Raw genomic sequence first — 13,335 nt, 5'->3', positions numbered from 1 at the left:
GGTCGGGCCACCGCCGACGACGATGACATCGAACATGGAATCCCCCCGGTTGCCGCTTGTTGTCTTCGGCCGACGATTGTGCGCCACGACGGGGGTCTTGCCGCAAGTCCGGGGGTGCGGTATATGTTGGTAGTGGCAGGGATTTTCCCTGCGTGCGGCTGTGGTTTGCCGACCGGCTATGGATTGGCGACCGGCTACGGATTGGCGACGCCGCGATACACGGCCAGCGCCACGCCGAATCCCAGGAAGTGACTGCTGAGGAGCAAGGTCGCCCCGAGCGCGAAACCCAACTTGCCGGCGTGGGCCGCCAGCGGCGGCTTCGATGCGAAGGCGGTCATCGAGGCCCTGACCGGGCCCCAGCAGTAGGGCCACGCGGTGCCGATCAGCGCCAGTGTGACGAGCGTGATCGTGTTGCTCAGGTTGCTCTCGAATTCCAGGAAGGTCGTCGGCTGGACGGCTGGGTTCGTCGCCGGCCGCTCGACCATCATGCTCGCCATGCGCAGGCCCAGCAGCGTACCCAGGATCGCGCCTATGGCGGCGCGGTTTCCGACCGCCGAGACGAACCGTTTCGTCGGCTCGGACTGCCTCGCCACGATCAGGCAGTAGGCCACGAGGTTCAGCGTCGAGAACGACAGGAATGCTATGACCGCCAGGCCGGCCGCGACCACGTAGCGCGCCGGGCCGGCAATGGTGGTGGGGTCGGCGACGTAACGGGGAGCCAGCCAGCCCGCTGCGATGAGCCCCGAGATCAGCAGCACCGCCAACACCGGCCCGGGTTGCGCGACCTTTTCCATTATGAGGTTGTACTGCGACGCCTCGGCTTCGGCCGGCCCGGTTGTCGTCGAACGGCGAGAATCGGTTCCTGTGGAACGGCCACGGTCGGATGTCGTCGTGCGGCGGCTCGGCTGTCGCGGCGGGCCCGGGTCGACTCGCTCGACCATTGCCTCCGTCTGTCCGCGCCTGTTGCGCCGTCGGGTCCGCTGCTTACCCATCCGCCCTCATCTCGGTGCCGCGCCCTCATTCGCCGATAGTCACTCCCCCCCCCCCCCCCCCCCGGGAATGCCGTCAGCGTACAACCGGGGTTCAACCGTCGACCGATAAGGACCATTCAGATGTGCAGAGTGGAGTTCGGCGGTGATTTGTCTGTGCTGGGGTCGCGCGTGCTACCGCGGAAAGGAGTGCTTGTCGCGGGAATTCGGGGTGCTCGGCTTACGGCCCGTGCCGGAGCACTTCGGGGACGTTGCGGTGGGCCGATTCCTGATAGCCATCCGTCGATGCTTTGGACAGTGCGCCGCCCGACCGGCGAGGTACGGCACCAGTCACACGTCGGGGGCTCGATCTTCCTCCGCCAGTGGGCGGAACCGGTGGCCGACGCGGTGGCCGAGGTGGAACACCGGCGCACCCCGGTCAGCCGCAGGACGTCGACGCCTACTGCGCCGCCCTGCTGGCCCGCTGGGGCTGAGCAGGTGACAGGTTGTCCATTTCGGCCAGTGCGTCGGTGTCGGTGCGACAGGTGTTGCGGGCAATCGTGTTACGGGCGTCGGGTGACCTCGTCGACGAAGGCCCGCCAGGCTGCCGGGGCGAAGGCCAGTACCGGTCCGGTCGTGTCCTTGCTGTCCCGTACGGCCACGACCTCGGACAGGTTGCGGGCCACCTCGACGCAGTCCCCGCCGTTCGTGCTGCTGCGCGTGCTCTTGTGCCACTGGGCGCCGCTCAGGTTCATAGCTGCTCCATCACTTTCCTGATCAGGTCGGCTGACTGCGGTACCGCCAGTGCGCTGCCCCGAATGGCATCCCAGGCCCGACGCAACCGCAACACCTCGGCGGGCTGCTCGACCACCTGCCCGTGCAACTGGTTGTCGAGATAGCCCACGTCCACGTTGGTCGGCAGGGTCGCCAACACGAACGGCCCGCCAAGTCCAGGGTACGACCCGATGTTGGCCGGTACTACCTGGATCTGCACCAGGGGAGTCGCGCTCAGCTTGAGCAGGTGGGCCAACTGGTCCCGCATCACCTCGCGCCCGCCGATCACCCGGCGGATCACGCACTCGTCGACGACGGCGATGACCTGCGGCGGGTCGTCCCGGGTCAGGATGGACTGCCGGTCGAGCCGCTCGGCGACCTTCTGCCGCAACTGTTCGTCGGTGAGCAGCGCGCCACTGAGCAGCGCCTGCGCATACGCCTCGGTCTGGAACAGGCCCGGCAGGACCGCGTTCTGGAAGGACCGCAGGGCGACCGCCTCGCGTTCCTGGTCGATCCACTCGCGCAGCCAGGTCGGGGTGCCGAGCGCGGTGACCAGGCGTTCGTACACCCCGCCCGTCTTCAGGGCCCGGTCGGCACCGGCGATGAAGGCCATCGTCAGGGCCCGGGTCCGTTTCTCGACGGCGCTGACGTGTGAGGCGGAGAAGTTCGCCACCCGCCCGAACGCCTCCTGCGTCGTTCCGGTGCTCTGCCTGCCCTGGCGGATCTCGGAAACGATGAATGCGGCAAGTGGTTCCGGTACTTCGGTCATCAGGATTCCCCAGGAGATAGATCAATTATTCACAGCTCTCCACCGGCCATTCACGCACTGCCTGAATCTGTCAGCCGCACCCACCGGCGGATAAGCCGTTCCCAGCGTAGGGCCTGCTCGTCCAAGGTGGAACCGACACTTTCGGTGGGTCCACCGCACCCGCCACCGGTGATCGGAGAACGCAATTTCCACGGATGGGAGGGCCGGATGATGTTCGGTCGCGGAACGAAGAAGAACCGTCATCGCCGGGACTGGCGGCGGCTCTGGCGGTACTGCCGGTGCGGCTTCCGCTGGCGTTGCCCGGACTCGGTCGAGCCGGTGCCGATGCCGTACGCGCCGACGGTGCCGCCGTTGACCGGGACGGCGTACCGGACAGCCCGGCGCGGCGCGGCGACGCCGACAGCGCAGCCGGACGCTCCACCCTCGCCGGCCCGGCCCCGGGCGGTCAACCGCCGCCCCGGCTTGGACGCACCGACCCGCTCCTTCCAGGCGAATGGCCGGCCCGGGGCGCTGACCCCGGCCCAGACCGCGCGCTCCCGGCAGCGGCAGCAGGTGTGAGCCGTGATCGGGCCGCAGGAACGCTGGTACCGGCACATGCGGCGCAACCCGCGACGCTATCCGACCGGCCGGCACCTGCCGGCCCAGGCGTACCGCTGCCAGAGCTGCTCCGACCCGTGGCCGTGCGCGCCGGCCCGACTCGCCCTGCTGATCGGCTTCCGGGGTGACCGGGTGGGCCTGCTGATGTACCTCGCCGCACACCTCACCCGGGCCCTGGAAGCACTACCCGACACACACCCGGCCCTGGTCACCAGCCAGATCCTCTACTGGGTCCCCCGTCGCCGCTGAGATCGGGGACGGGACGGTTCAGTCGTGCGGGCGCAGCGAGCCGTCGGTGATCTCACCCGGCCGGGCGGAGCTGATCGCGGGCTCCGGCACGGCGAGCGGGCCGGAGGCGGTGCGGGCGTCGCCGATGGTGTCGAGGAGGTTCTTCAGCGCCTGCTCGACCTTCCGCTCCTCCTCGACCATGTCGCCGTCCATCTTGATCATCGCCTCGGAGACCTTGACCGCGACCTCCTGGGCCGTCGGGGCGCTCAACTCGTTTGTCTTCGGCGGGTCCGGGACCAGGCCCTGGGACAGGGTGCTGCCGGCGATCAGCACCGCACCGGCGATCGCCCAGCCGGCCGGGCCGAGGGTCAGGCCGGTACCGACCGCGATGCCGACCAGGGTGCCCCAGGTGAAGCTCTTCGGATCCTTGCCGTTGTTGAGCGTCTGCACCGCCTGGATCGACTTGTCGAGCAACTCGATGATGCCCTTGCGGTAGCGGATGTAGAGGATCTTGTTGCACTCGAGCTGTTCGCGTACCACCTTGGCGACGGCTGCCTGGTTGATCGACGCGGTCTGCAACGGGCTGACGAAGTTGTCGATGAAGTTGACCTGGAGGTCGCCCTGCCACTGGCTCATGTCGGTGCGGACGTCGTTGATCCGGGACAGCGCCGAGTTGGCGCCGCTGAAGTTGCCCGCGTCGTCCTGGCTGCCTCCGAAGGAGCTCTCGATCGTACGCAGCGAGGCGATCATCGGGTTGGTGGCGTCCGGATCGGGCTCCAGGTACTTCTCGAAGGCCGGCTCGACCCACTCGTAGTACTCGTTGCGCACGGTGTTCCGGTATCCCTCGATCTCCTCCGGCGGGATCGGCGAGTGCGGGGACTCGGGGTGCGTCTGCGCCCATTCGAGGTCCACGGCCTTGCGCCAGGACTCGATGTCGTCGAGGGTCTGCCGGATCAGCTCCTGCTTGAGCTGGGAAGCCTTCTCCCGGACCGTACCCTTGTACGTCCCGCCGGCCAGGTCTGCCGGCGTGTCAACTTGGCTGCTCACTGCTGACGCTCCTTCAACTGCCCCCCGTTCGGGGCGTCGGCTTGCGGATCCAGGTCTGTGCGGTTGTCGCCCCGCCCGGTCAGCCCTGGTAGGGCTCGCCGGGATGGTCGTCGGCGCCCTCGGCGGGCGGGTTCGACGCCGGGTCGTTCGGGTCGTGGTTCGCCGGGTCCGCCAGGTACTGCGACAGGGCGTCGGCACTGGCCATGTCGGCGTCGACGTACGCCTGGCGGGCCATCCGGAGCGCTTCTGCCGCGTTCAGGATCGTCCCGCCGGTCTGGGTGTACATCCGTTGCATCTCGTCGCGCAGCGCGGCCCAGGCCGCCGCTCCGGCGCTGGACATGATGGTGCCGCCCGGCCCGGTCGGGGTGTTGGCCCGGAACCCGCCGCCGTCGTCACCGGTCGCGCCGCCGAGGCTGCGGCTGGCGTCGTAGTAGACGTCCGCGATCCGGGGCAGGTGTACGTCGGACACCCGCCAGAGGTGGTACAGGTCGCCACCGACGATCTCTGCCATCAAGGGCTCCTTCGGCTGTTTCGCTGTGGAATTCGGGTACTGCGCGGACGCGCGGAGGGGTCCCGGCTCAGCGGGACCGTCGCCTGACCAGCCAGCCGACGACGACGACCACGACGAGGACGGCGCCGGCCGCGAACGGCCACCACGGCACCGACGAGTCGCCGTCCGGGGTCTCCGCGTTCGGCGCGGACAGGCGGAACGAATACACCCGGTGTCCGGCGTTGTCGACGAGATAGCCGACGCCGGAGGCGCTCACGGCGACCGGACCGACCACCGGGCTCCCGGCCGCGTCGAGGGTGGCCACGGTGCCGAGTGCGGCGCCGTCGCCCAGCCGCAGCAGTGTCCGGGCCGACTGGTCGAGGGCGTAGACCTGGTCGCCGGCCGCGCTGACGGCGGCGACGTTGTTCATCGGCGGCTCCGGCGGCGGCCAGTTTCCCGCCTCGGAAAGCTCCCACCGTGCGCCGTCGGGCTGGTCGGGCAGGGTGACCGTGCCGAGCTTGCCGCCGGTCAGCCTGTGCAGCACGAGCCCGTCGGCGATCCAGAGGTCGCCTCCGCCGTCCACGGCGAGGCTTCCGGGGCTCGGCACCGGGACAGTGGTGGCCTCCCCGCCCGCGGCGACGAGCTGGCTGTTCCCGTTTCCCGCCACCGTGCTGATGGTCCCGTCCGGCGTCACCGCCCGGACCCGGTGGTTACGGAGGTCTCCGACGTAGACGGTGCCGTCGGATGCGACGGCGAGGCCGCCGAGCTGGCCGAAGGAGGCCCGGGCCGCCGGCCCACCGTCGCCGATCGGGCCCGGCACGCCGGTGCCGGCGACCACCGACAGCCGGCCGTCCGGAGCGAGCCGGAACACCCGGGCCAGACCGGTGTCCGCGATGTAGAGCGTGTTGTCGCGACCGACCGCCAGGCTCTGCGGCAGTGCCAGGTCCACCTCCGTGCCGGGCGTACCGTCGGTCACCTCGGTGCCGGGCGTGCCGGCCCGACCGCTGCCGGCGACGGTCGAGATGGTGCCGTCCGGGGCCACCTTCCGGACCCGGCGGTTGCCGGCGTCGCTGAGGTAGACGGAGCCGTCGGCGGCCACCGCCACCCCGGCGGGACGGTCGAGCGCCGCCGCCGAGGCCGGACCGCCGTCCCCGGTCCCCCCGGCCGTTCCGGTACCCGCGAACACGTCGACATCGACCGCCCCGCCGTATGCCGGAGGGGGCGGGACCAGAGCGGCCCCGATCACGAGCGCGGCGAGCGGCACGGCGACCCGACGTGGTGAAAGCATGGACCTTTGTCTACCACAGCACACCAAGTGGTCGAATCCTCGTGCGTGGAAGGTTTATGGTGACGCCGCCAGACGCTTCCCATCGGAAGGAGCGACATGCCCCACATCGGTGAGTACCTCGACAACATGGTTGTCACGGTGGACTCTCCCGACGAGCGCATCCGGGCACGCGTCTCCAACTATCACGACGTGGAGATCACCTTCGCGCCCGGCGCCTTCGACAGGTACGACGAGGAGCAGCTCAGCCACCAGCTCGCCCGGCTGGGGGTGACCACCTGGGTGGCGTACCACCGGGCCCGCTCCGAGGCGTACCGGCTGTCCCAGGGGCTCAGCTCCGACGAGCTCGCCGACGCCGAGCGGCCCAGCGACGACCCGTACCGGCGGCAGTACGAGGTGGAGCTGAACGCCATCGAGGGTGAGGGCGTGTCGGCCGGTGGTGCGGTGCGGGTGCGCACCTACGGGCTGATGCAGTGGAACGTCGACATCGAGCCGGGCAGCATCCGGCGACTCGGCGAGACGGCCTTCCTGGCCGAGCTGCACTCCGCGATGAAGTCGCTGCTCAGCGACCGGGAGATGAAGATCATCGGCCTGAAGTCGGAGTACTTCGACATCGGCATTCCCCGCCGGTGGCGGGAGCTGATGACCGAGCTGCGGACCCGCAACCGGAACCGCCGCTGAGCCGCCCGGCCGGGCCCGCCCGGTCGCGACCGGGCGGGATCCGGATGGTGCGTGAGCGCGCGGGATCCGGACGGGCCCGGGACCGGGGTAGATCCGGATGGCCCGCGACCGGTTGCGGGCTCCGGCCGAGCCGTGAACGGTCGCGGGCCCCGGCCGAGCCGTGAACGGTCGCGGGCCCCGGCCGAGCCGTGAACGGTTGCGGGCTCCGGCCGAGCCGTGAACGGTTGCGGGCTCCGGCCGAGCCGTGAACGGTCGCGGGCTCCGATGACCGCGACCAGCCGGCGGGTTCAGACGCTGGCCGGCAGTTCCGTGCCGGCCGGCGACTCTGTGCCGGCCGGCACGGCCGGGGCCGGCGGTCGGGCGCGGCGGCGGATCAGTTCGGCGGCCAGCAGCGCCACGCCGGCCGAGGCGATCTCGCTGACCGTGCAGATCAGCCGGCTGACCAGCACCACGGCCCCGGCGGTGGGCAACGGCAGCAGTCCGGTCAGCGCCACCATCAGGATGCCCTCGCGCACCCCGATGCCGTCGGGTACGAAGACCACGAAACTGCCGACCACGGCAGCCAGCCCGAACGCGCCGACGCAGACCGGGAACGAGGCTGCCGGCGGGGCACCGGCGGCGACCGCGACCAGCCAGAACTGGAGGCCGGCGACCAGCCAGGAGACCGCCTGGGCCGCGATCGCGTACCGCAGGTCGCGGTGCCCGGCCGGCGCGGGTGCCGGCCGGCGCAGCAGCCGGGCCAGCGCCGCCGCCCAACGGTTGGCCAGTTCGGGCCGGATCGCGCAGGCCAGCACCGGCAGCGCGGCCAGCAGCAGCCAGCCGCCCCGCCCGCCGAGCACGCTCGGTGCGGCGACCAGCCCGACGGTGAGCCCGGTCAGCGACATCACCGCGATGTTCAGCACGTAGACCGTGGCCATCCGGGCCGGGGTCACCCCGGCGGTCCGGCCCATCCTGATGTTGGCGATCAGCGCCCAGAACCGGCCCGGCACGAACTTCGTGATCATGCCGACGAAGAAGATCCGGGCGGCGGTCCAGACCCCGACCGGCGAGCCGAGACCGGCGAGCAGGTGGCGCCAGGAGAGCATCCCGAGCACCAGCCCCACCGAGTTGACCAGCAGGGCGAGCCCGAGCAGGCTCAGCTCGGCCGGCCCGGCCAGGTCGCGTACGGCGGCCCAGTCCGCGTCGCGCAGCGCGACCGCGACGCCGACCACCAGGGCGATTCCGAAGAGTACGGTGGCGACCCGGCGCAGCACGCCGAGGCGTACCCGGAGGATGTCGGCGGTCATCGGAGGGCTCCCGACGCGACCCGGGCGGGTGCGGCGGAGCCGGCCGTCGGCCAGCGCCACGGTGCGAGGAGCAACCGGAGCAGCCCGACGCCGGTGCCGAACACCGTCGCGGCGGTCAGCAGGAAGTGCAGCCCGGCGAAACGGCAGGCGAAGCGGGCCCCCCGGACCCGCCGGACGAAGCCGAGCAGCTCCCGGTTCGCGGCCAGGAACGCGGCGGCGGCCAGCGCCGGCAGGCCGAGCAGCGCCAGCGGCAGCGCCGGCAGGTCGACCAGCGGCGGCGCCGCACCGGAGCCGAGCCCTGGTGTACCGAGACCGGAGAGCAGCGCCAGCATCGGCAGCGGCAGGCTGGCCAGGGTGGCGGCGCAACTCAACACCGCCGCCGGGCCGAGCGCGTCGGTGCGGGCGGTGGCCACCCCGGCGCGCCCGCCCCGGCGCAGTCCCCGGGCCAGGTTGACCGCGAAGAGGGTGGCCCGGCGGTACTGCTCGCGCAGCAGCGGCCGGAGCCGGTCCACGTCGTCGTGCCGGCCGACCACCTCGGCGCTCATCACGATCCGGGCCCCGGCCGGCAGCCGGGTGCCGAACTCGACGTCCTCGCCGTCCCGCAGCCCCTCGTCGAAGCCGCCGACCCGATCGAAGACCTCCCGCCGGACGGCGGTGAGCGCGAAGAGCGTAACCGTGACCGGCCCGGCGGCCCGGCGTCGCCAGAAGTGTTCGTAGAGCGTCTTGTACTCCTCGACCGGGCCGTCGGCGAAGAGCGGCTCCGAGTCGTAGATGCCCTGCACCAGCGCGCACTCCGGGTCGCCGGCCAGCACCCGCAGGGCGGAACGCAGCGCGTCCGGGGCGAGTGCGATGTCCGAGTCGACGAAGAAGAGCACGTCGCCCCGGCTGGCCGCCGCGCCGGTGTTCCGGGCCGCCGAGACGCCCCGGTTCACCGGCGCGACGATCAGCCGGCAGGGATAGCGGCGGGCGATCGCGGCCGAGTCGTCGGAGCTGGCGTCGTCCACCACGATCACCTCCAGCGGCGCGTGCGACTGGGCGTAGACGGCGTCCAGGCAGGCGGCGAGGGTCTTCGCCGAGCGATAGCTGGGGATGACCACCGAGACCGTGCCGGCAGTCGTGTCCATCGTGCTCGTGTCCATCTCGGTCGTGTCCACTGCGTTCGGGCCTCTCGATCGGGACGCCGGGCGGTCCGTCGACGGCAGACGCTAGGCGGGCGACCTGGGCCGGACCGGGTAGTCGGGCTGGAGGAAACCCCTAGCGCGCACCGTCACCGGCGGCGACGGTCGGTAGTCGGGGAGGACTCCACCATCGGCGGCTAGCGTCCGCGACCATGACTGGAACCAGGACCGGAATCAGCGGTACGGCCTCCGGGCCACTCACCGTCTCCGTGGTCGTACCCTGCTACAACGCGGCGCGGACCCTGCGCGCCTGCCTGCGGTCGGTACTGGCGCAGACGTACCGGCCGGTGGAGGTGCTCCTCGTCGACGACGGCAGCACCGACGAGTCCCGGGAGATCGCGGCGGAACTCGGCTGCCGGGTGCTGCGCCAACCGGAGAACCGGGGCGTCTCGGCAGCCCGCAACGCGGGAGTCGCCGCCACCCGGGGCGAGGTGGTCTTCTTCCTCGACTCCGACGTGGCGCTCGCCCCGGACGCCCTCGGCAATGCCGTCGACATCCTGGCGACGAACCCGGCGGTCGGCGCGGTGCACGGGACGTACGACACCGAGCCGCTGATCGACGACGGACCGGTGGAGCGGTACCGCATCCTGCACGCGGTGCACTGGCGGCGGCGGCACGTCGGCGAGGTGCGTACCGTCATCTTCGCGCTGGCGGCGCTGCGCCGGGACGTACTCCGGGCGGTCGGCCCGCTGCACGAGGGGCTGCGCGACTGCGAGGACGTGGAGTACAGCAGCCGGCTGGCCCGGCACACCCGGGTGGTACTCACCGGCTCGGTGGTCGGTCGGCACGACGACGGCAGCCGGCTCTGGCCGATCCTGACCGAGCAGTGGCGCCGGGCCGTACCGCTGGTCCCGCTGGCCCTGGCCGCCGGCCGGACCGACGGGGTACGCCTGGAGCGGGCCAACCACCCGCTCGGGGTGCTCGCCGCCGCGCTGCTGCTGGGCAGCCTGCCGCTCGCCGTCCTCGCCCCGCTCACCCCGGCGTTCGCGGGCTGGCTGGCGGCGCTGCCGGCGGTGTTGGCGCTGGCGTTCTGCGTGGCAGACCCGGCGCTGCCCCGCTTCGTGTACGCCCAGCGCGGCCTGCGGTTCACCGCCTACTTCCTCGGCGTGCACCTGCTGGTGCACCTGGTGCTGGTGGCCGGAATGGCGGTCGGCGCCCTGCGCTGGCTGGTCCGGCCCCGGCACCTCGCCCGGCCCGCCCCGGCCACCGTCTCGGGCCGGGCCTGATGCTGCCCGACCTCGACACCCCCCGCCCACCGTCGGTCACCCCGCCCGCCGACCCCGGCACGGCACCGGGCGGCGCCCCGTTCCCGGACCCCGGCACGGCGCCGGGCACCGCCGCGCCGGGTGCGGGTGGTGGTGGGCGGTGGTGTCTCGGTACCCGGCTGCTGGTCGGCGGCGGGCTCGGCTGGGCGGTGCTCCTGCTGCTGCACACCTTCCTGAGTGGACGGTGGTGGTTCTGGCTGCTGGTCGAGACGGCACCGCCGATCCTGCTCCTGCTGGTTCCGCTGGTGCTGCTCGGCGCGGTGCCGCTGGCCGCCCGGCCGGTACGCGCGCCGATGCTGGTGCTGCTGGTCGCCACCCTGCTGTTCGGCGCGCCCCGGTCCGGGTTGACCCCGGCCGCGCCCCTGCCCGACCCGGCGACCCCGGCGGACGCCGTCCGGGTCTTCTCCTGGAACCCCGAGTACTGGGACCAGGACGACGACCCGGACCGGTTCTACGCCTACCTGAAGGCGCAGCGGGCCGACGTCTACCTGTTGCAGGAGTACCTGCACTACACCGACCGCCCGGTACGCATCGACGCGCTGGATCGGCTGCGTGCCGAGTTCCCCGGCTATCAGGTGGTGGTCGGCAGTGAACTGGTCACCCTCTCCCGGCTGCCGGTGCTGGCCAGCCGGACCGTCGACGCCAGCCGCTGGCTCTCGGCCGCCGACGGCAGCACCCCGCCGGCCGGTACGGACTGGCCGGAGTACTGGACCGGCAAGACGCTCCGGACCGACGTGCGGGTCGGTGCCGAAGTGGTGTCGTTCTACAACGTGCACCTGGCGGTCCAGGTGGAGATCGACCGTAGCCCGCTGCGGGCGGACTTCTACGAATTCGTCCGCAGCCAGTTCCACCGCCGGGACGCCCACCTGCGCGCCCTGCACGCCGACCTGGCCGCGAACCCGCACCGGGTACTGCTCAGCGGCGACCTGAACTCGACGAGCCTGATGCGCGACCTGCGGCGGATCGGGGCCGGGCTGCGCCGGCACGACCCGACCGCCGGCTCCCCGCTGCCGGCGAGCTGGCCGACCAGGGGCGTTCCGCTGCCCCGGCTGTGGCGGCTCGACTGGACCTTCACCCGGGGCGCGCTGACCGTGCACGAATACCGGCTGACCGGCGACGACGGGCTCTCCGACCACAGCGCACAGCAGCTGGCGATCTCCGTGCACTGATCCCGGCTCCGTCGCCCGGCCCCCGACTCCGCTGCCCAGTTCCCGACTCCTCTGCCCAGTTCCCGACTCCTCTGCCCAGTTCCCGGCTGCTTCGCCCATCACAATCTGGAGGTCACGATGAAGCGCTTCGACCTGACAGTCGTACTCACCTACTACACCCCGTACCTCAGCGGGCTGACCGAGGTCGCCCGGGTGGTCGCCGAGGGGCTGGCCGCCCGGGGCTGGCGGGTGGCGGTCGTCGCCTCCCAGCACGACCCGGCACTGCCCAGGCACGAGGTACGCAACGGGGTGCAGGTGTTCCGGGCCCCGGTGCTGGCCCGGGTGGGCCGTGGGGTGATCTGCCCCGGCTTTCCCGCCCTGGCCGGCCGGATCGCCCGGGACTCGGCGGTGGTCAACCTGCACCTGCCGATGCTGGAGGCCGGCCTGGTGGCCCGGCTGGCCGGCGACACCCCGATCGTCTGCAACCACCACGACGACGTCTGGGTGCCGGGCGGCCTGGTCGCGCGGGCCCAGATCGACCTCGTGGAGCGCTCGGTCCGGGCCGCGCTGCGCCGCTCGGTCGGCGTGATGGTGAACAACGTGGACCACGCCCAGCACTCCCGGCACTGGCCGGTGATGCGGGACCGGGCCGTGCACGCGGTGCCGCCGCCCTGCGTACACCGGCCGCCGGGCCGGCCCTCGTTCCGGGGCTCGTCCGGGCTGCACGTCGGCTTCCTCGGCCGGATCGCCGCGGAGAAGGGGCTGACCCACCTGGTCGACGGGTTCCGGCTGATCGACGACCCGGAGGCCAGGCTGCTGGTCGCCGGTGACCACAGCTCGGTGGCCGGCGGCAGCGTGATCGGCGAGCTGCGGGCCCGCGCCGCCGGGGACCGGCGGATCCGCTTCCTGGGCCGGCTCACCGACGCCGAGATCAGCGACCTGTACGCCTCGATCGACGTCTTCGCGCTGACCTCGGTGGCCGAGGAGTCCTTCGGCATCGTGCAGGCCGAGGCGATGATCTCCGGTGTGCCGTCCGTCGCCAGCGACCTGCCCGGGATGCGGGTACCGGTCCAGCTCACCGGCTTCGGCGAGCTGGTGCCGCCGCGCGATCCGGCGGCCATCGCCGAGGCGCTGGTCCGGGTTGGCGCGACCTCGGCGGCGGACCGGGTCGAGGGAGCCCGCCGGGCGGAGGCCCGGTTCGGGGTGACGGTCTCGATCGACGCGTACGAGGAGGCGTTCCGGGCCGCCGCCGGCGACCGCCTCCGGGTCGCCGCCCTGCGCGCCGCCGCCTGACGACCGCAACCGGCCGGCCCTCCGGGGCCGGCCGACCCACCCCGAAGCCGCCACCCCGAAGCCGCCACCCCGAAGCCGCCACCCCGAAGCCGCCACCCCGAAGCCGCCACCCCCTTGCTCCCGCCCCGGGCGGCGGTCCCGGGCCGCCTGTCGCGGTCGTCTCGGCGCATGCGCGCTCAGGCACAAAGTAGATCTAGATGACTTGTGGTTGCCGCGGCAACCACAAGTCATCTAGATCTGGAAGGTACCCCCACCTGCGAGGGCGGCACGCCGGGCCGCCCTCGGTCAGGCGGTGGCGACGAGGGTACGGGCGGCGGCGACGGGTA

At 72.3% G+C, this 13,335-nt stretch carries 14 protein-coding genes; 6 read left to right on the top strand and 8 right to left on the bottom strand.

Annotation, left to right across the window (positions count from 1 at the left end; genetic code table 11):
* Nucleotides 1-194: 194 nt before the first annotated feature.
* The 3 genes from ACN28A_RS00405 to ACN28A_RS00395 all read right to left on the bottom strand — a co-directional run bounded on the left by ACN28A_RS00405 (nt 195) and on the right by ACN28A_RS00395 (nt 2,511).
* Entirely contained in the window at nt 195-794 is a 600-nt protein-coding gene (locus ACN28A_RS00405) for a hypothetical protein (RefSeq protein ID WP_421391289.1), read from the bottom strand.
* 737 nt (nt 795-1,531) lie between these two features.
* Entirely contained in the window at nt 1,532-1,723 is a 192-nt protein-coding gene (locus ACN28A_RS00400; protein ID WP_421391290.1) for a DUF397 domain-containing protein, read from the bottom strand.
* Complete coding sequence (locus ACN28A_RS00395; RefSeq protein WP_421391292.1) at nt 1,720-2,511, bottom strand: DUF5753 domain-containing protein; 792 nt, start codon at nt 2,509-2,511, stop codon at nt 1,720-1,722. Before ACN28A_RS00395 ends, ACN28A_RS00400 begins: the two co-directional genes overlap by 4 nt.
* Before the next feature lie 207 nt (nt 2,512-2,718).
* Here ACN28A_RS00395 and ACN28A_RS00390 point away from each other — a divergent pair, with 207 nt between their 5' ends.
* Nucleotides 2,719-3,069 carry a hypothetical protein gene (locus tag ACN28A_RS00390; protein ID WP_421391293.1) on the top strand — a complete coding sequence of 117 codons (351 nt, stop codon included), beginning with the start codon at nt 2,719-2,721 and terminating at the stop codon, nt 3,067-3,069.
* Between the two features lie 3 nt (nt 3,070-3,072).
* Nucleotides 3,073-3,357, top strand: a complete 285-nt coding sequence (locus ACN28A_RS00385) for a flavin reductase (RefSeq protein ID WP_421391295.1) — start codon at nt 3,073-3,075, stop codon at nt 3,355-3,357.
* Between the two features lie 18 nt (nt 3,358-3,375).
* Here ACN28A_RS00385 and ACN28A_RS00380 read toward each other — a convergent pair whose 3' ends face one another.
* The 3 genes from ACN28A_RS00380 to ACN28A_RS00370 all read right to left on the bottom strand — a co-directional run bounded on the left by ACN28A_RS00380 (nt 3,376) and on the right by ACN28A_RS00370 (nt 6,161).
* Nucleotides 3,376-4,383, bottom strand: coding sequence for a hypothetical protein (locus tag ACN28A_RS00380; protein ID WP_421391296.1), 1,008 nt, complete (start codon nt 4,381-4,383; stop codon nt 3,376-3,378).
* A gap of 79 nt (nt 4,384-4,462) precedes the next feature.
* Nucleotides 4,463-4,894 (bottom strand): type VII secretion target, encoded by a 432-nt coding sequence (locus ACN28A_RS00375; RefSeq protein ID WP_421391297.1) that lies wholly within the window; start codon nt 4,892-4,894, stop codon nt 4,463-4,465.
* 67 nt (nt 4,895-4,961) lie between these two features.
* Nucleotides 4,962-6,161, bottom strand: a complete 1,200-nt coding sequence (locus ACN28A_RS00370) for a hypothetical protein (protein ID WP_421391299.1) — start codon at nt 6,159-6,161, stop codon at nt 4,962-4,964.
* 96 nt (nt 6,162-6,257) lie between these two features.
* Here ACN28A_RS00370 and ACN28A_RS00365 point away from each other — a divergent pair, with 96 nt between their 5' ends.
* Entirely contained in the window at nt 6,258-6,839 is a 582-nt protein-coding gene (locus ACN28A_RS00365; protein ID WP_421391300.1) for a hypothetical protein, read from the top strand.
* 287 nt (nt 6,840-7,126) lie between these two features.
* On the opposite strand, the gene ACN28A_RS00360 is transcribed toward ACN28A_RS00365, so the two are convergent.
* Both ACN28A_RS00360 and ACN28A_RS00355 read right to left on the bottom strand, forming a co-directional pair.
* Nucleotides 7,127-8,125, bottom strand: coding sequence for a lysylphosphatidylglycerol synthase domain-containing protein (locus ACN28A_RS00360; protein ID WP_421391302.1), 999 nt, complete (start codon nt 8,123-8,125; stop codon nt 7,127-7,129).
* Entirely contained in the window at nt 8,122-9,264 is a 1,143-nt protein-coding gene (locus ACN28A_RS00355) for a glycosyltransferase family 2 protein (protein WP_421391304.1), read from the bottom strand. Before ACN28A_RS00355 ends, ACN28A_RS00360 begins: the two co-directional genes overlap by 4 nt.
* A gap of 191 nt (nt 9,265-9,455) precedes the next feature.
* On the opposite strand from ACN28A_RS00355, the gene ACN28A_RS00350 reads away from it, so the two are divergent.
* The 3 genes from ACN28A_RS00350 (at nt 9,456) to ACN28A_RS00340 (ending at nt 13,009) form a co-directional block, all read left to right on the top strand.
* Complete coding sequence (locus ACN28A_RS00350; RefSeq protein ID WP_421391314.1) at nt 9,456-10,529, top strand: glycosyltransferase family 2 protein; 1,074 nt, start codon at nt 9,456-9,458, stop codon at nt 10,527-10,529.
* Nucleotides 10,529-11,737, top strand: a complete 1,209-nt coding sequence (locus ACN28A_RS00345) for an endonuclease/exonuclease/phosphatase family protein (RefSeq protein ID WP_421391312.1) — start codon at nt 10,529-10,531, stop codon at nt 11,735-11,737. The genes ACN28A_RS00350 and ACN28A_RS00345 overlap by 1 nt, the downstream gene beginning before the upstream one ends.
* A 117-nt stretch (nt 11,738-11,854) precedes the next feature.
* Complete coding sequence (locus ACN28A_RS00340) at nt 11,855-13,009, top strand: glycosyltransferase family 4 protein (RefSeq protein ID WP_421391311.1); 1,155 nt, start codon at nt 11,855-11,857, stop codon at nt 13,007-13,009.
* Nucleotides 13,010-13,335: the final 326 nt, after the last annotated feature.

It is taken from the genome of Plantactinospora sp. WMMB782 (genome assembly GCF_049179135.1).
Classification (GTDB): Bacteria; Actinomycetota; Actinomycetes; order Mycobacteriales; family Micromonosporaceae; genus Plantactinospora.
The sequence above is the reverse complement of the archived record's forward strand: the minus strand, read 5'-3'. Positions and strand labels throughout refer to the sequence as shown.